The sequence below is a fragment of the Ktedonospora formicarum genome, assembly GCF_016587355.1.
GTDB classification, from domain to species: domain Bacteria; phylum Chloroflexota; class Ktedonobacteria; order Ktedonobacterales; family Ktedonobacteraceae; genus Ktedonobacter; species Ktedonobacter formicarum.
Genome location: NZ_BNJF01000003.1, coordinates 251,416 through 267,070 on the forward strand (window position 1 = coordinate 251,416; position 15,655 = coordinate 267,070).

The window sequence follows — 15,655 nt, forward strand, 5'->3', positions numbered from 1 at the left end:
GATATTGTATAAAATTTTAACGTAAATGTTAATTTTGCTTATATTACTTATTTAATGATATATTGCATGCATTAAAGATCCCCAAGAAAAGCCTCTTTTCGTGGAAGAAGCTTTTCTTGTCTGTCCCAGAAGGAACCGTTACCCAAAACTGAGCAATTTGAGGTCATTGTGAGGTCATTGCGACGATCGAGATCCGTAGGCAGGTCCAATTGCAGGATACGACCATTCGCCTCTTCCCAAACTGGGTTACCGTAAGTCAGCTTGACGATATCCTGGACCGGCTTGCATTGGGCGATGGCACAGAGATGCCAGAGGATACACGCCTGCTCTGGGTTCGACCCCTCAAAGGCGAATTTCGTCTCCGCGAAATGGAAGAAGAAAACTGGCACACGCCATCGTACCTTCTCAGTTCAGCGCTCTGAACAGAGGTGAGCAAAAACGAGCGCGCCGGCGATAAGCAACTGCATCCCTCGCCGGCGCGCTCCTTGAAGCAGATCTTCTCCAGGTCGTGCCAGCTCCTACCAGTGAAACAGATGCGCTAGGCTGACCAGTCGCAGGTGACACACGCTCCCTCGACCAGGGACACACACCCGCCCCCTTATCTCTCCCCCTCCCTCGCTGTCTCCGTGCTGCAACAGGCTTCTATGAGACAAAGTTGCATGCAGCAGGTTCATCCCCCACACCATTCTGTATCTCACCCGGTCGCAGCCCCTCCCGCCATCTTCTTCTCTCCATGATGAAATAAAGAAGACCTGGTTCCTCTTTATTTCGTCCCCTTCGACCGGGCCGACAACAGCCTCACCATGAGCACTTACCAACCATTCCCACTGGCCACATCGACCTGGCTCCCCCCACGATCCACAAGAACCTTCCGTCGCCACAACGACCCATCAACGCTCCCCACACAAGCCTCCCTCCCCAATCACGACCTGTGCTCCTTCCACAGAACGAACTGTAACCACAACCATGAAGGCCATGTTTCTCCTGCTGGGAAGAGGCGTTCGCCAACACCTCACACCACCCTTCCAGTTCCTTCCCTTCTTCTCCCTCTGCTCGTTTCGCTGACCAGGAGCATCCCCTCCAACGCTGGAAGTGAACAGATAGGGGTCATGTCCCTTCACCATGCGCGCTTCCAGACACCACTGCTCTTCCTTTCCTTCTAAGGGCTATCGTGGGAAACTCAAACCACTTGGACGGATCGCCGGGCAGATGGCTTCGATGATCTTTGCGCTCCTCAAAACCAATCAGGAATTACTGGCAAAAGTTCCGTTCGGTCAAGATCCTCCCGTCCCCATGCTCTACGATCCAGAAGTCCATCGCCTCCATCGAGCAGGTCATTACCACTCTCTCAAGCCAGGAACACAGCCCAGGAGGATTATTCAACTGCCGAAACAGCCCTGATTATCTGCTCTAATAGTATGAGAATTAGCGCTACCCCTTCTCAGGGGAGCAAGCCACCTGGAGCCGGCACGGTTGCTACCACCGGCTGCTCTTCCTGTTTGAGCCAACGGGCTGCAATGATGAGCAGAGCGATTGCGCCTGCCGCAAAAATGGCATTACTCAGCAGGTCATTCATGAGATCCACGCCGGGCATAAGAACCGGCCAGGGAAAGGAGTGCCAGATATAGGTGAGCAGCGCCCCGGCTGCCAGGGCAAAGCGATGGGCGTCTGACCAGCCGCTCTGCCGCGACCAGAAGCCGACCGGAACGGCCATGCCGCAGAGCAGGAGCAGATAGAGAACAATGGCAGCCCAGGCCGGCAGGTGCAGGCCCGCTAACCAGGGCGAGAGGCCATAGGGATCGGCTGCATAGATGAGTTGGAAGATGGAAGTGGCAACTAGGGCCACCAGCATCACCAGCCAGGGACTGGGTACGTGACCTGCAGTTTGTGTGTGTGGGGCACGGTTGCGCTGGCCCAGCAGGATACCGATTCCAACGATGATAATGATCGCGATGCTCGTCCCTATCACCTGGGGAACTGAGGCATGAAAGCGGTGCGTGAGAAGAATGTAGACTACGGGACCTATGACGAAGAGCGCGAAGACCGTAGCCACGACTGCCAGGCCGATCTTACCCAGCCACGGCGTTGTGCGCTGCTGCTTCCCGGCGAGCGCCTCCATAAGCGCGATGGGAGTGCCGATGCTCCAGAAGGTGTGCAGACCCATCACAAAGATCGTCCAGTTCAGGCTTATGCCCAGGGATGGGATGTAGCCATAGGTGAGGACATGGAACCCGGCCCAGTTGGGATCGAAGAGAGTGAAGGTCGTGAAGCCCTCTTCGATCATACCATAAGCCAGGCCAAAGGCGAGTATAGAGGGCCAGCCATAGCCTGCACGCCTGACGACCTCACGGATGAGGAGCGCGCCACAACCATAGAGGGGGATCATAGCAAGCAAGAGGGCAATGCTGGTAATCGGGACGTCACCGAGCAGGTACTCGGCAACGAGTGGCGAGAGACACAAGAGTCCGAGCGCGGGCAGTAGACGACGCATATCTTTTTCTCCTTTCGCTTCATTGAGACGAAGCACAGGACAACTGGTCATCATGACGAGAAGTTGCTGATAGTATCAAAAACTGTTCTGGTGAGAGAGGTAATCAGTTCCATTTTTCCTCTCCCTTTTGTACGTCTTCTGCCTGTCCAGAGGAGCGCCTCATTTCAAGAAGCCGTTCCTTCGCGGCAGCAAAGATCTGGCAAAAAATCTGCTTGCCCGCCTCACTGTTGCCTCCATCTTCTGGCAACAGCCAGCGATTGAGCAGAGTGGCCAGCGCCTCCATGACCACAGGAAAGGGAGAAAACCGATCAGGTGATTGAAATTCTGCGATCGTCACCTGCCCGTACGGCAGCACTCCGAGCAGGTGCGCCGTGATCTCCAGGTCAAGATCCTGGCGCACGGCTGTTCACGGCATGAAAGATCGCCTGGTCGAACCCTCCCATAGTCCCACCGCGCGAGTCGGACTCTACAGCATCTAACCAGGTCTGGACGTATTGCGTCCATTCCCAGGACAGGAGGGCATCGAAGGGTTCTTCCTTTCCCTTGAAGTAGAGGTAGACCGTCCCTCGACTCACGCCTCCTTCATCGGCGATATCGCTCATCGTGGTTTTGTCATATCCCTGGCGGATAATGACCGCTGCTGCCGCGCGGAAAATTTGCTCTTGGCGTTCGTCATTGTTGGGCATTGACTTCCTTCTGTCATCTTTTGCTGAACACATTAAACAATTTCTGATATTTTGTTTAGTATAACAAGGAAAGTATTCCCGTGTCAAGTGGAGTAAATTCCATGCTCTCTGTGTTTGTTTTCATCAACTTCAAGCATGCCAATGGACCCTTATTTTTCAACCCTCTCTGACCTTTTCACCAGTTACTGATATTGTTGGCGAATTGGCAAAAGCTAGGCAGCCACCGCAGGCTTGGCAGAAGCAACCAGCTTGGCAAAACGAGAAACGGGTGTTGAAGCAGGTCGCTGGCCTTTCTGCCATTCAATCGCACGAAGGACATTCATAGCGGTCGCCGTGAAAAAAGCCTGAAGTCTCAATTTCTTGCTCCCAAGATAACGTGCCTGTCGCATCTCACAGGTGCGGACCGCTTGCGCAACCGTCCCTTCAATCCCAGCCCGTGTTGCATACAGTGTCCGAAACGCTTTTGTTTCCTGGCGTTGACGTGCCTCTCGTAACGCGGTGTAGCTTGCCTCATCTGGACGCAAAATCAGCACTTTCGCGGCCACTGGCGTGCATTGATCATGCAGAGGACAGCAGCGACACCGCGAAAGAGGAAACCGCACACGAAGACTGGGCTTTCCATGTCGATCAGGAATGTGCCCCCAGTCACGGCTGGTGTGTCCTGCAGGACACACCGCCTGTTTGGCTTGCCAATCAAGAAGAAATTGGCTCTGATCAAAACGCCCTGCTTCTTTTGAGGCCCATGATGTATCAGGCATGACAGGTCCAACAATGTCCACATGATAGCGTCTGTGGCTCTCTGCGAGCACCTCGGCATCGACATAGCCCATATCCATCAAGTGTTGATCTGGAAGCAGTTGCTGCTCATCGAGGCGAGAATGCAGTTCCCCAATGATGTCCCCATCGGCCCTGGTCGCGCTGGTGGATGTGACCTCGACGATCAGATGGGGAGCATCGGCTTCACAGGTCTCAGTAAAATGCACTTTGTACCCGTTCCAGGCCGTGCTTTTCTTACGGCTGTAGCGTGCCTCCACGTCATAAGGAGATGTGATCAGTAAAGCAGAGGGAGGCAGTTCTTTGTCCGCTCGCCAGGGCGTCTGGTCTTCATGGGCATGAAAGTGCTGAAGCCACACCCGTCGCAGTGTTTCAATGGCGTCAAGTTCCCCGAACCAGGGCATATGGCTTTGCGCGTAAACCATCTCCAAGAGCTGACGACCATCGGCCCCAATTGTTTCTGCCAGCTCCACTCGTTTCTTCTCGTCTTTAGGCAGGCGAAAATCGCTGAAGCGTTTCTCATAGCGTTGTGCCCACTGCGGGTCCATGTGCTCCAACAGCCACGTTGGCGCGACCTGGGAAAGCACATTGAGCGTGTGACGCATGGTCTCCCCAACGCATTCCAAGCGGCGGAGCGTGCGAATCGCAGCCAGCACATGCGTCGAATCGGTCCGTTGCTTGCCTCGTGTCTTGAGCCACCCCCGCCCACGGCACAGATCCAACAGGCGATCAAACAGGCGGCGTTCTGCACCATGAGCGAGCAACCGTCCTCGCGCATTCAGAAAGAACGGAGAAATCAAAACCGCTATCGGTCAATTCCAGGCTGAGCACATACTTCCAATCAATGCGGGTGCGCACAGCGTCAGCGGCTTGCCGATCCGTGAGACCCTCTGCATATTGCATGAGCGTGACCAGGGCAAGGCGCCATGGGGCTTGGGCTGGTTGTCCGCGGCTGGGGAAGAGATCCTGAAAATCGGTATCCTCGTAAAGTGTTCCTAGCTCATCTCGCATCCGCAACCAGACGTTGCCCTTGGGCAGGACGGCATGCGCAACACGGACGGTTTCTTCGGGGAGAGCTGGAATTGGCTGGGGATGCATGGACATGGATTCCCTCCTGGTTGTCTCAACGCTTCGCTTCTCGTTCTTGTTCAGTATCTCATATTTCCTTCCCATCACGCTCAGACAATTCGCCAACAATATCTTACTGGGGCTCTACCATGTACTTTCTACCAACAAAAAAAGCACAGCAACCCATATCCATCTTGTGGGTTACCATGCTAAAGGCATGACTGTCACTGTTTGTTCGCACCTATCATACCAGATGCATCAAAGAATTGCTATCCTCATCTCCTACCCCTTACTTTCCAACTATCGCCTATATCACGACGCCCGTAAGCAAACAGTTATAGAGCGGGCTCACCAGCGTAAGCGGGGGCGACCCATCCCTGATGCCCAGGCCCTCCCTGCCGAGGTCGTCTCTCTCCTCCTCCAGGGGACCCACCCACCAACCTCCCGCGCCAGTATCACGAGGTGATCTTCTCTACCGTGAAGCTGGGACCCTACGTCCGCTCTCGCTGGCGCGAAGACGCACATACATACACCATCAGCCTCGGCCTCCCAACGACTTCTCCACCCTTCACTTCCACCCCCAGGGCTTCTAACGCCTGTGCGAGCATACAAGAGGATCAGAGAACGAACACACCGACGCATTCCTTGACGCAGATCTGCTTCCGGGTTGCTCCACCTCCTACCGAAACATTACACGCACCAGGGGAAGCAGCCGCAGCTCACGCGCTGCCCTGCCTCTTACGCACCTGGCCCACAACGTTTCAAAATTTTTTTCTCACAAGCTGCATGAGGCATTCCAAGATTCATACCCAGACATCCTGGAAGATGCCCACTCATCGGATATCCTCCATGAGATCGGACAAAGGGCATATCACGCGCCGTTGCGTGATATGCCCTTTGTGTGTCCTCACCCATCAGCGTTGCGCCACCCTAGATCTTCTCCACGATCACCTCCGCTTTCACTTCGACTGGGAAGGCTGTCTCATCTGATGTCACCTGAAGTTGCTAAGAGCTTATCCGAAAACCATGTGATAGAATACCAGGCAAAAACGAATCAAGGAGAGGCAGATGGCAAGGACACGCCCATGGGAGGTCAGCGATGCATTGTGGGAGCATGTTGCTCCCTTTTTTCCTCCAGCCCCCTCGCATGCCAAAGGAGGCCGTCCGCGCCTGCCTGATCGCCAAGCCTTCGAGGCCATCGTCTACGTTTTGCGCACCGGCATCCAATGGAATGCCTTGCCACGGGAATTGGGAGCCAGTTCCACCATTCACGATCGCTTTCAACAATGGGAGCAAGCGGGGCTGTTCAAGGCATTGTGGCAAGATGGACTGGCAACCTACGATGAGCTGGTGGGCATCCAGTGGGAGTGGCAAGCGATGGACGCAGCGATGAACAAATCCCCTTTTGGCGGCACCGCGACTGGTCCAAATCCCACCGATCGCGGCAAATTGGGGACAAAGCGAAGCGTGTTGACTGACGGGGCAGGGATCCCTCTGGCACTGGTGATCGATGGGGCCAATCGCCATGATGTCAAACTGCTCAGCGCTACCCTGGATGGAGTGCTCATCCAGCGACCAGAACCCGACGGAGAGCGATTGGAGCAATTGTGTTTAGATGCTGCCTATGACTCAACCCCGGTCTATAAAGAACGTGTTGCTCGTCATTATTGGCCGCACGTGCGTAGCTGAGGGCAGGAGCGTCTGGAGAAAGAGATTCTCCCAGGTTATCGCGCTCGTCGTTGGGTGGTGGAACGAACCCATGCCTGGCTCAACCGCTCTCGTCGGATCCTGATACGGTGGGAGAAAAAGGCGGAAAACTCTCTCGCCTTTCTTCATCTGGTTTGCGCGCAATTGCTCTTTGCGAAGATTGCGGTTTTCGGATAAGCTCTTAGTACTCTGTCAAGATTGTATTTTCGGGTACAGACGTTCCAATTTGACACGAGCATCAGTTACGCCAAAACGCCAGTTAACTGTTGCTTTCTGAGCATTCCGGATAGTCTCCCAAGCGGTACTTTCGCGCTGTAGTGTGTATCTGTCGGGATACGCTGCTTTAGGCACTGGTTGACCAGGACGGGAAGTTCAATTTCGACCATATTGAGCCAAGAGCCATGTTTGGGCGTAAAGTGAAGCTCCAGCTTATTGAGGATGCGCCGCGCTTCGGCTGGCTCGAAGGCTTCATAGAGTGAGGATGGTGAGCGGGTATTTAGGTTGTCCAATACCACACGAATTTTTTCGGCATAGGGGAAGTGAACATTCACTAACTCCCGCATACATTCGGCAAAGTCCTCTTTTCGACGTTGAGCGGTTACTATGGTTTGCCGCCAACCTGCCAGTGGCTGAAAGAACATGAACAAATTGCAGGTTCCACGACGTTCATACTCGTAATCCTGCCGGGTGCGCCGCCCTGGTTTCATCGGTAAGCTCGGGCGGGTATCTGCCCGGAGAATACAGGGACGCTCATCAAAGCAGACAACCGGCAAACACGGTTTGAACGGCTCAGCATATAAATCCAAGACATCTTCCATGCGCCATACAAAATCGGCGCCGCCAGTCGGGATACACCATTGCTGCTTCAGCCATGGTTTGAGTTCGTTTTTTTGCAATCGGTCACGCACCGTCTCGTAGGACACCGGCGCATCAATGACGCCTAACTCCAACAACTTATCCGGCAGCATCCGCAACGGCCAGTGTTCTCGTCCTTCGGGAGCATCGCTGCAAGCCAGAGCAACCAAGAACGCCTCTTGCTTACCGTCCATTTTGCGCTTGCGTCCAGGTTTGGGCCGGTCTACCAAATTTCGGCTGAGGCGGTCGGCACACCAGTACTTTCTCGTTTCCGCAACTGTCACGGTCGTGATATGCAATAAATTCGCAATCTCCTCATCTGTCTTGCCTGCATCGCTCAGCAAGAGCGTATGAGCGCGTCGAATTTGACGAACATTTGCTCCGCCTTTACTCACGATATTTTCTAACTGTTCTCGTTCTTCACCGCTCAAATGCACGACATACTTCTTGGGCATTAATACACGTTCCTTCCCTGGTTTGGCTGTATAATGGGTACAGTGGAAGCATATCTTGGCATTACACGTTAGGGAAGAGTTTGTGAGCGAGCAAGACTGCTCAAAATTTCTACTTACCGAGGCTCTATCGGAGTCATTAGGGGCCAGGGAATGGGTATCTATGACGAGGTGAAGCAGTATCTTCTTCGGTTATACAAGGAGGCTGCCTTTGGACGGCAGCCCCTTTCGCTTAACAAACTGATTCTACATCAAGCTGCTATCGTTCAACTTGTGGGTACACCATGGCGATTCCATGCAGGTAGGTAAGCGCAATCCCCTCGGAACCGTGACCTTCACCGGCATAGATTTCGCTGCTAACCGTCAAACCAGGATAGTTGCCTTGCTCTAAGAAGGTAACAAATCGCCGAAAGTTCGGAATGTCATCCTCCTCCAACTCACCTACGGAAAGGTAAAGCTGAATCGGATTGCTGCCATTGCGCGCAGCCAATTGCGCGTCGTGGTGAATCCAATAATCGTAGGTGGATTTCAGAATCGCGCTGCCGGAGATATAGCGCTGAAAGGCATCCGGCTGCCGGAACAACGCATAGAGCACAAAGAAGCCACCCGACGAATAGCCTTGCAGGCAGCGATCCGAGGGAATGGTGCGATAGTTTGCATTAATAAAAGGGATCATCTCCTGCGTAAGGGCATCTAAAAAGAGGTGCGACACACTCTCGCTAGAGGCGCCGGGTACCCCGGGAATATCGAAATCAAGGTCTCGTAACGCAGCGAATTCATCAGAGGTTTCCATGTCATAGCCAATGCCGACAATGATAAGCTCAGGTACTTTCCTGAACCAATTGCTAAAGCGCGTCAACCCAGCCGCCACACCAAAGTTGTAATCACCGTCTAACACATAAATCACGGGATACGCCTGTGTAGATGTCTTGTAGCTGTCCGGAAGAGCGACGGACAGGTGATATTCCCGACCACGGATAGTAGAGAAGAGCGTTCGCTCCTCTGTGCCAAACAAGGCTGCCCGTGGATACCGTTCACTCATATATGCCTCCTTAAGTTTATCATGCCGCCGAGATTCTGCTGGTCTTGGCTCCTTTGATATGCCCGCAGGAGCTACGCCAGAGTTCTCGGCAAAAACTATTGCGGAAGATAGCCTCAGTTGCTCTGAGGTCACTGGTGATTATAGTTCCAAAAGTCTAGCGAATGCTAGACTTTTGGGTTCGGAGGGGAACGACGATCCTCACAGGATGCACTACCAAAGACGGTGGTAATGCGACCAGCGTCTCCTTCACATCCTTTATCCCATTGCGAAACGCATCTGGGAGTGCTTTGCGCAAGATGTTATAGCTACCATTCACATCCGCATTGAACGTTCTCCCACTCTTTGCCTTGTAGAGCCCGCGTGAGATCCGTCTTCCACTGAAAACGGGCTTCTCTTTTGTGCCAATGACGGGAATGGGATCCAGGTCCAGAAAACTTGCCTTACTCGTGTAACTTTCTTCTTGCACGATCACCTGCATTCCAACCAGTTCCGCCTTATAGGTGAGCATACTAACCAATCTGGCATGTGGCAACTGCACAAAATGCTGGTTGTTCTTCTTGCCCAGAGAGGCTTCTTGCTTCCACTCAGGATTGTTCCCGATGACCAGGGTGCCTATCCCTTCAGCCACCAGCAGGTCAATGATGCATCTGGAAATGGTATGCATAGAGTGATCAAGGCGTCTGGTTCGCTTCGCTGAAACACGTTCGAGTTCGCGTGAGGTGTGATGATTGCGACTCATCTTCTTCCGAAGTGCGGTCGCATGCTTGTTATAGCGTTGGTTGACACTCTTGAGTGGTCGCCCGTTGACAAGTCGAGGCACGAAGCCCCTTTTGTTTGATGTTAGCGCCACCAGATTGTTCACACCAAGGTCGATTGCTCCAACAAGCGAGGGATCTGTCTGTGTCTGCGCTTCTGTTTGAGCATAGACGACTTCCACGACAGAGTCTCCGCTCCCCTTGGGCACGATGCGAACCTGATCAACCGTTCTGCATCTGGTGCGCACCTCTATCCCAAGCTGCGATGGCTTGATGATGCCCTTCCTGAGTGCAGGTCGTGAGAGCGCCTGGATGCTATAGACAAGCACATTCCTCCCTCGTTGCTTGTCTTTGTAGCCTGGCAGCTTCGGGCGACCCTTGAACCTGGATGGATCCTCTTTATAGGCTCGCAGTGCCGCAAAGAAGGAGGTCCAGTTCTTGTCTACAAGCCTGAGGACCTGCTGAGACACTTTGGTTGGCAGAGCGCGGTACACCTCATGCTTCTGCATCCTGCGATCCATCGCACGATAGTTGAGGTGCTTGCCCGTGAAGATGAAATGGTGCCTGATCTCATAGGTAGAGTAGGCGACCAGCGCGTTACCTTTTGTTGGCACGCTTCCAATCGCCCCTCTCCAAACCGTGCTGGCATGTTTCCATGCACACGGCTCTCTAGCGGTTTGTTCCGATAGATTTGTCATACTTTCCTGCATGGATTTCGTGATGACAGGTACGGCATACCACGAGGGTTTTACGGCGCATTGCTGCCATCCGTCTTTTCCATCGCGGTGTTTCTCTTCCTCCCTTGTTTTCCAGATCTGCGAGTTTACGGATATGATGGACTTCTGTGTACTCTCTTGATCCGCAGAGTTCACAAGTGGTTGCCCTAAACCTTTTCACAAGTTCTGTGCTCCCATAAGCTGGAAAGGGGGGATGATCATTCAGGATTGCTGCTGGTTGCCTTTTTAGGGAAATGCCGCCGAATCTGGCTACAAGCGGGGTTTTTCCTTCTCGTTCAAGCGTCGTTGCAAGACAGCGAAGCGTTTTTCCCTCCAGTGTTTGCACACTGGATTGATACTTTGCAATGATTGCCTTCATACTTACTTTGTATTTGGCAGCCAGGGTCTTCATGAGTGATATTCGCATGACCCAGTGGAGATACCCTAGTTTGCTCACATCGTAGGCCAACAGATAGTATTGGACAATCCCTCTGTATACCTGTTGGTATTGATAGATGATAGCAAAGTCGCTTTCTTCCATTTTCTCGGCTCGATGGATAATCTTTCCCTGTTGCATGTAGGCAACGCATTTCTTTTCTATGAGATCACGAGGAACTCGTAGCCCAACTCTACCATTCACCGCTCGCTTTCCTCTGGTGATTTGGTTATCGCCTTGCTGGTTTATGATTTCATAGCCAAGAAACCGCGCTGACTGCTGCGTTGCATTGGTAATCAGCGTCTTTTCTTCGGACAGTTCCAGTTTGAGGTTGGCTTGTAACCACTCTTTGATCTGTCGTTTGATTTCTTCTGCTTCCTCTTTTGGGCCAATGAATCCGAAGAGTGTGTCATCTGCATAGCGAACATAGCGCAATCGTCTGTAATTAGGGTCTCTGGGATCTCTCGATGGAAGACTTCGTTGTCGTTTTACCACTTCTTTGACTTGATCTCGTTGCCCTTGTTTTCTTAACTTGTAGAGTTGATTGCATGTTTGCTGCCATGATGAATTGAGCTTGCGCTTTTCACCCTTCGTGTATTGTGGGATGAGCACCGTTTCTACCCAGTTATCAAACTTATTCAGGTAGAGATTACTGAGTATGGGAGAGATAACCCCTCCTTGCGGGCAACCGCTTAGAGTGGCATTCCAGTGCCATTCTTCTAGGTATCCAGCTTTCAGGAGCTTGCTGATGAGCTGGATGAATCGGCCATCGTGGATTGTTTCGCTCAGGATCTCAACGAGTATCCCGTGATCCATTGTGTCGAAATACTGAGCGATATCTCCTTCGAGAAACCATCGTACTCCTGTCCACTCGTGCTGTATTTCTGACAGCGCTGTGTGACATCCGCGTTCCGGTCGGAAACCATGGGATTGTGGGCTGAACCGTGGCTCAAAATATGCTTCCAGGATCAACCTGAGCACTTCTTGTACCAGCTTGTCAGACCAGGTTGGGATACCTAAAGGACGCTTCTTACCGTTTTTCTTCAGTATATATGTCCTTCTTGCTGGCTTCCATTCATATCGTTCATATCGCAAAGCTTCTATGATGGTATGAATTTTTGCTAGCGACATCCCATCCGCAGTTTCCGATGTTACTCCTTTTGTCATGGCTCCTTCATTGGAGTAGATTCGGGAGTAGGCCAGGATATATAGCTCTGGGTTGAATAGGTGCCGATAGACCCGTTCGAGTGGCAATCCTTTCTTGCCGCGTTCTCGGATGATTGAGAGGACAGTCTCAGCATCTCGCATCTCGCGTACCTTGACTTTCTTTTCAATCGAAACCACCTACGCTCCTTCGCCGTGTGGACGGCTTTCCCGTCCTCTGACTACTATGAGCGTTCCGTTGCCATAGCACTCTCGTGCCGTAGGCAATCCCGTGTTCCATCAACGAAGTACATGAGCACCACTTAGGCCATCCGTTCGTCCGTTATCGCCTCTCGTCGAGACGCACCACCATCGTAGAAAGGTTGCTTACCACAGCGCTCTCTAGGTATGCATACGATGGAACTGGTTGTAGTCAGGCGTTTTTCCAGCAGGTCAACGGTCCCCATAGTCTCGGACTGGATTTTGGGCAGTGTAGCTCTGGCCATATGGCGCGGGGCTTGCGGCTCTTCAGTTCGCAACGCCTCTGAACTTTATCCGCTTTCCCAATATGCTGCTTTCCCCTCCGGGTTTCCCTTTCAGGTAGATTGGGTGCCTCAGTAACGTTTCTTTCAGTTACTCTGTTGTCTCAACAGGATACTTCGCCGTGTGACACGGCGCACAGGGCGGCATTATAGAGATTCTTCGCGGCAAAACAGGCACGATCAATGAGCCGAGAGCGTGGATCACTTCGAGCAATGATGTGCTTCTCAACCAGGTGCATGGTCAGCCTCCAATTTCTGCACAATCCGCTCGGTTGCGTGTTGAGCATGCCGTTGCCCAGAGAGCTGGGCGCAGGCTGCGTTTCATGCGCAAATCATAGCATATTAGTCAGTGATGATCAAGAATTCACTATATATTCAAAGATTGGTTTCAATACTCTTGATGCCATTAGTAGATAGATCTACTGAGATCCTCTTCAATGGGACATATTGCTCGCTATTTTGAGCAACATTCAATTTTACGACTGGCCTTGGTATCGCTGCCGTTTCCAATCTACTCTGGCGTTCGAACCTTATAAGCCTTTGTTTGACCAGGAGCTTAAATTGCTCGAAGGCAAAGGCGCTGACGAGGAATGGTTCGCGGCTTACGAAAAAATCGAAGGCCTTGCTTTGACTCTCAGGTAACCAGCCAAGCGAAGTCCACCGAACTTTTCTTGCTTCACGTCGACGGCGAAATGGCACGGTTCAAGGCTGTCTTCGACTGACCATTAGCCTTTCCGAAGGCGAAAGCGTACCTAAAGCTATCTTTCTGACAGAGTACTAGCTAATCCACTTAATAGTCCCAGGGAACAGAAGAAGAACACTAGCTCCCACATATAAGAACCGACATTTAAATTGAGTTGTGATTCAACTCTTGCCCCTATTCCAATAGATTTGCAAATGCACCATGTTTAGCTGGAATTTCCTATCTTTGCTTCTTAAATGGTAGTTGTAGGTAATGAGTATCTGAGACCTCAGTGCAATTTTACCTTTATACACTACTGGTTTCAATAGAATGGGAACCTTTTATCGCCTTGTCTGTGCGATGTGCTTGATTGCCTACAACTATTTCAGACACCCGCAAGAATGGCGTCGAATGAGAGCCTGGGATCTGTGGCAACAAGGATGGAAACAGAAGGAGATCGCGAACGCGTTAGGAGTCACAAAGGGAGCCGTGAGCCAATGGATCAAGCGAGGCAGAGAAGAAGGAGCCCAAAAAGGCTGTGACGGAGTATTGCCAAAGGGGCGAAACCACGTCTTAGTGAAGTTGACCCGCTTTAGAAGAGTGGTTTTCCCTCGTGATCATTGTGCGAACGGATCATGGTTGTATCGCCACTTATGCCACACAACAAAAAGCATCGTTCAGCACCGCTTCTCATATGTATATGACGAGCCTATGAATGAGAGATATGGTGTGTTGTAAATTTAGTCATCTGATGCGACCCGAAGTTGCCAGGGACCTAGAAAGACTGACAAAAGACCTGGCAGAGCTGTTAAGGATCACGCACTAGGGGCGTATGGCGAGAGGGATGGAGAGGTGAACCTGCGCATCTTCGTCCTTCTCACCCTGACTCACTTGTCTCTTCCTTCTTCCCATCGCTCACCGAAGAGGTGCCTCATATGAAGCGGGAAGAGGAAAAGCCTCCCAAAGAGTCTACGATCTGCTAAAAGGTCTAACAATTTCACAAACGTTTTTTTCAAAGTCTCCTCATATCGCAAACGTCTCTAGAACTGCCTTGCACTTGGAGCAATCCCTCATGACATGTAGAAGCTTTCTCTCTCCCTTGCTAAAAACAGCAAAATCCCAGGCCCCTATCTGAAGTTAAGAACCTGCCGAACGGGTGGACGAGCGAATGACGCTGGCCCACCCATTCGATTGTGTGTTCCTTGCCCAATCTTCAGTTGTTCCTCAGAGCGAGGAGGAGAGCGTCAGCGGCTCACTTCCCACTGCCCGACTGCCGCATGTACGCATCGATGGCGCTCTGGACCACCTGGCTGGTGACACCCTCACCGAAGGCCTGGAGAGTGGTGCCACCTCCTGAGGCGCGGACGTGAACGGACACCTCCTTGTGGGTCGTCCTCGCGATCGCGTCGGCGATCTCCTGCGTTTCCTGACGCGTGAGGCGTATCGAAGTTGCTCCGGTTCCGGACGGGAGTTGCTGGAAGTCCCCATTTCCGGACGGGACGATCTCGGCGTTGCCCATGGCAGAGTTCCTCTGTGAGTTGGGGTGGAACGAAGTGCGTTTGCGATGAGGATCACGCACTCGGATTCATTCGCTTCGCCCCCGCGCCTACGGCTGCTAGGTGTGAATGCGTACCTCCAGGCGAATCAAACCTAAACAGAGGTAAATGGTTCTAAAAAGAGAATAGTATGTATAGATCCAAAAAACAATAGTATTTGGGCATATTGGAGGGACAGTTTCCCAGTAGAGCCACACGAGTTGGTAAAAAAGTCGGGAGAGCTTGAAAAAGCAAGCGCCCATTGGCATGCTGGAGCCTATGCAAACTGGAGTTGACCCAATTGAGAAGAGTTCATGAAACGCAAAGAAGTGTTTTCCCTTGTACGTGAGCAAGCGGAAAACTGATCGTTGAAACGCGGTGATGTTGCTGGTAATCCCCTCTTTTATCTTCCGGTCATAAAAGAATCTCCCAGGATGTGACTCGTTTGTCAAGGCGAGTATCTTTGAGGTGTCTTGACAAGCAAGAGGGGCGGTGAAGGTGGAGGGGAGGGTTACATCCGATAGACGTTAACCTGCCCGAAAGGGAAGAGGGGGCTGTGCGCGGGATGGAGCGAGAGCATGCGGTGCGGTGCGGCGAAGACGCGTACGCTGACAGCCCACGCACTTAGGGTCAAGTGAAGACTTTCATAAGGAGAACTCACATACATAGCTATTTAGGAGTTACTATCTTGGGTGTGGCTAGGTTTCCGGGTTTCTGCTACTAGGCTGACTATGCACCATATGAAAACTAACAAGCTAGCAGTGGCTAGCC

At 52.1% G+C, this 15,655-nt stretch carries 18 protein-coding genes and 1 pseudogene; 7 read left to right on the forward strand and 12 right to left on the reverse strand.

The window, feature by feature from the left end; translation table 11 throughout:
- The first annotated feature begins 209 nt into the window (after window positions 1-209).
- Both K3T82_RS27440 and K3T82_RS27445 read left to right on the forward strand, forming a co-directional pair.
- Window positions 210-422 carry a hypothetical protein gene (locus tag K3T82_RS27440; protein ID WP_220196743.1) on the forward strand — a complete coding sequence of 71 codons (213 nt, stop codon included), beginning with the start codon at window positions 210-212 and terminating at the stop codon, window positions 420-422.
- Window positions 423-1,122: 700 nt separating this feature from the next.
- Window positions 1,123-1,401: a hypothetical protein gene (locus K3T82_RS27445; RefSeq protein ID WP_220196744.1), complete on the forward strand. Its 279-nt coding sequence runs from the start codon at window positions 1,123-1,125 to the stop codon at window positions 1,399-1,401.
- A gap of 40 nt (window positions 1,402-1,441) precedes the next feature.
- Here the strand turns inward: K3T82_RS27445 and K3T82_RS27450 are convergent, their stop codons facing one another.
- From K3T82_RS27450 to K3T82_RS27470, 5 genes are all read right to left on the reverse strand, one after another.
- On the reverse strand, window positions 1,442-2,491 hold the full coding sequence (locus K3T82_RS27450) for a hypothetical protein (RefSeq protein WP_220196745.1): 1,050 nt from the start codon (window positions 2,489-2,491) through the stop codon (window positions 1,442-1,444).
- Window positions 2,492-2,594: 103 nt separating this feature from the next.
- Window positions 2,595-2,891, reverse strand: a complete 297-nt coding sequence (locus K3T82_RS27455; RefSeq protein WP_220196746.1) for a hypothetical protein — start codon at window positions 2,889-2,891, stop codon at window positions 2,595-2,597.
- Window positions 2,875-3,177 (reverse strand): TetR/AcrR family transcriptional regulator, encoded by a 303-nt coding sequence (locus tag K3T82_RS27460; protein ID WP_220196747.1) that lies wholly within the window; start codon window positions 3,175-3,177, stop codon window positions 2,875-2,877. Before K3T82_RS27460 ends, K3T82_RS27455 begins: the two co-directional genes overlap by 17 nt.
- Window positions 3,178-3,389: 212 nt before the next feature.
- Complete coding sequence (locus K3T82_RS27465) at window positions 3,390-4,715, reverse strand: transposase (RefSeq protein ID WP_220196748.1); 1,326 nt, start codon at window positions 4,713-4,715, stop codon at window positions 3,390-3,392.
- Complete coding sequence (locus K3T82_RS27470) at window positions 4,681-5,055, reverse strand: transposase (RefSeq protein WP_220196749.1); 375 nt, start codon at window positions 5,053-5,055, stop codon at window positions 4,681-4,683. The genes K3T82_RS27465 and K3T82_RS27470 overlap by 35 nt, the downstream gene beginning before the upstream one ends.
- On the opposite strand from K3T82_RS27470, the gene K3T82_RS27475 reads away from it, so the two are divergent.
- Entirely contained in the window at window positions 5,054-5,485 is a 432-nt protein-coding gene (locus tag K3T82_RS27475; protein WP_220196750.1) for a hypothetical protein, read from the forward strand. The two genes, K3T82_RS27470 and K3T82_RS27475, sit on opposite strands and share 2 nt — an antisense overlap.
- 602 nt (window positions 5,486-6,087) lie before the next feature.
- Window positions 6,088-6,903: pseudogene (locus K3T82_RS27480) on the forward strand (IS5 family transposase).
- 15 nt (window positions 6,904-6,918) lie between these two features.
- On the opposite strand, the gene K3T82_RS27485 reads toward K3T82_RS27480, so the two are convergent.
- The 6 genes from K3T82_RS27485 to K3T82_RS49235 all read right to left on the reverse strand — a co-directional run bounded on the left by K3T82_RS27485 (window position 6,919) and on the right by K3T82_RS49235 (window position 12,906).
- Window positions 6,919-8,036, reverse strand: a protein-coding gene (locus tag K3T82_RS27485; protein ID WP_220196751.1) for an IS630 family transposase whose coding sequence is annotated in 2 segments (ribosomal slippage) — window positions 6,919-7,061 and window positions 7,061-8,036 — 1,119 coding nt in all. Because the reading frame shifts where the segments join, the coding sequence is not laid out codon by codon here.
- A 256-nt stretch (window positions 8,037-8,292) separates the two neighbouring features.
- The gene (locus K3T82_RS27490; protein ID WP_220196752.1) at window positions 8,293-9,075 is read right to left on the reverse strand and encodes an alpha/beta hydrolase; all 783 of its coding nucleotides are present in this window, start codon (window positions 9,073-9,075) and stop codon (window positions 8,293-8,295) included.
- A 154-nt stretch (window positions 9,076-9,229) separates the two neighbouring features.
- Window positions 9,230-10,444 (reverse strand): RNA-guided endonuclease InsQ/TnpB family protein, encoded by a 1,215-nt coding sequence (locus K3T82_RS27495; RefSeq protein WP_220196753.1) that lies wholly within the window; start codon window positions 10,442-10,444, stop codon window positions 9,230-9,232.
- A 55-nt stretch (window positions 10,445-10,499) separates the two neighbouring features.
- Window positions 10,500-12,290, reverse strand: coding sequence for a reverse transcriptase domain-containing protein (locus K3T82_RS27500; protein ID WP_220197481.1), 1,791 nt, complete (start codon window positions 12,288-12,290; stop codon window positions 10,500-10,502).
- Window positions 12,291-12,448: 158 nt separating this feature from the next.
- On the reverse strand, window positions 12,449-12,664 hold the full coding sequence (locus K3T82_RS27505; protein WP_220196754.1) for a hypothetical protein: 216 nt from the start codon (window positions 12,662-12,664) through the stop codon (window positions 12,449-12,451).
- A gap of 107 nt (window positions 12,665-12,771) precedes the next feature.
- The gene (locus K3T82_RS49235; protein ID WP_268886680.1) at window positions 12,772-12,906 is read right to left on the reverse strand and encodes a hypothetical protein; all 135 of its coding nucleotides are present in this window, start codon (window positions 12,904-12,906) and stop codon (window positions 12,772-12,774) included.
- Between the two features lie 854 nt (window positions 12,907-13,760).
- Here K3T82_RS49235 and K3T82_RS27510 point away from each other — a divergent pair.
- From K3T82_RS27510 to K3T82_RS27520, 3 genes are all read left to right on the forward strand, one after another.
- Window positions 13,761-14,087, forward strand: a complete 327-nt coding sequence (locus K3T82_RS27510; protein ID WP_220196755.1) for a helix-turn-helix domain-containing protein — start codon at window positions 13,761-13,763, stop codon at window positions 14,085-14,087.
- Window positions 14,088-14,505: 418 nt separating this feature from the next.
- The gene (locus K3T82_RS27515) at window positions 14,506-14,706 is read left to right on the forward strand and encodes a hypothetical protein (RefSeq protein WP_220196756.1); all 201 of its coding nucleotides are present in this window, start codon (window positions 14,506-14,508) and stop codon (window positions 14,704-14,706) included.
- Window positions 14,707-14,715: 9 nt separating this feature from the next.
- The gene (locus K3T82_RS27520) at window positions 14,716-14,886 is read left to right on the forward strand and encodes a hypothetical protein (protein ID WP_220196757.1); all 171 of its coding nucleotides are present in this window, start codon (window positions 14,716-14,718) and stop codon (window positions 14,884-14,886) included.
- A gap of 509 nt (window positions 14,887-15,395) precedes the next feature.
- On the opposite strand, the gene K3T82_RS49240 is transcribed toward K3T82_RS27520, so the two are convergent.
- A complete protein-coding gene (locus K3T82_RS49240) occupies window positions 15,396-15,518 on the reverse strand; it encodes a hypothetical protein (protein ID WP_268886681.1) in 123 nt (40 codons plus the stop codon).
- Between the last annotated feature and the right edge of the window lie 137 nt (window positions 15,519-15,655).

What these genes read in the sequence shown, in the direction of transcription:
- K3T82_RS27445 (WP_220196744.1), top strand. Translation starts at nt 1,123, where the DNA reads ATGCGCGCTTCCAGACACCACTGCTCTTCCTTTCCTTCTAAGGGCTAT.
- K3T82_RS27450 (WP_220196745.1), bottom strand. Translation starts at nt 2,491, where the DNA reads ATGCGTCGTCTACTGCCCGCGCTCGGACTCTTGTGTCTCTCGCCACTC.
- K3T82_RS27460 (WP_220196747.1), bottom strand. Translation starts at nt 3,177, where the DNA reads ATGCCCAACAATGACGAACGCCAAGAGCAAATTTTCCGCGCGGCAGCA.
- K3T82_RS27475 (WP_220196750.1), top strand. Translation starts at nt 5,054, where the DNA reads ATGGATTCCCTCCTGGTTGTCTCAACGCTTCGCTTCTCGTTCTTGTTC.
- K3T82_RS27470 (WP_220196749.1), bottom strand. Translation starts at nt 5,055, where the DNA reads ATGTCCATGCATCCCCAGCCAATTCCAGCTCTCCCCGAAGAAACCGTC.
- K3T82_RS27490 (WP_220196752.1), bottom strand. Translation starts at nt 9,075, where the DNA reads ATGAGTGAACGGTATCCACGGGCAGCCTTGTTTGGCACAGAGGAGCGA.
- K3T82_RS27500 (WP_220197481.1), bottom strand. Translation starts at nt 12,290, where the DNA reads ATGCGAGATGCTGAGACTGTCCTCTCAATCATCCGAGAACGCGGCAAG.
- K3T82_RS49235 (WP_268886680.1), bottom strand. Translation starts at nt 12,906, where the DNA reads ATGCACCTGGTTGAGAAGCACATCATTGCTCGAAGTGATCCACGCTCT.
- K3T82_RS27510 (WP_220196755.1), top strand. Translation starts at nt 13,761, where the DNA reads ATGAGAGCCTGGGATCTGTGGCAACAAGGATGGAAACAGAAGGAGATC.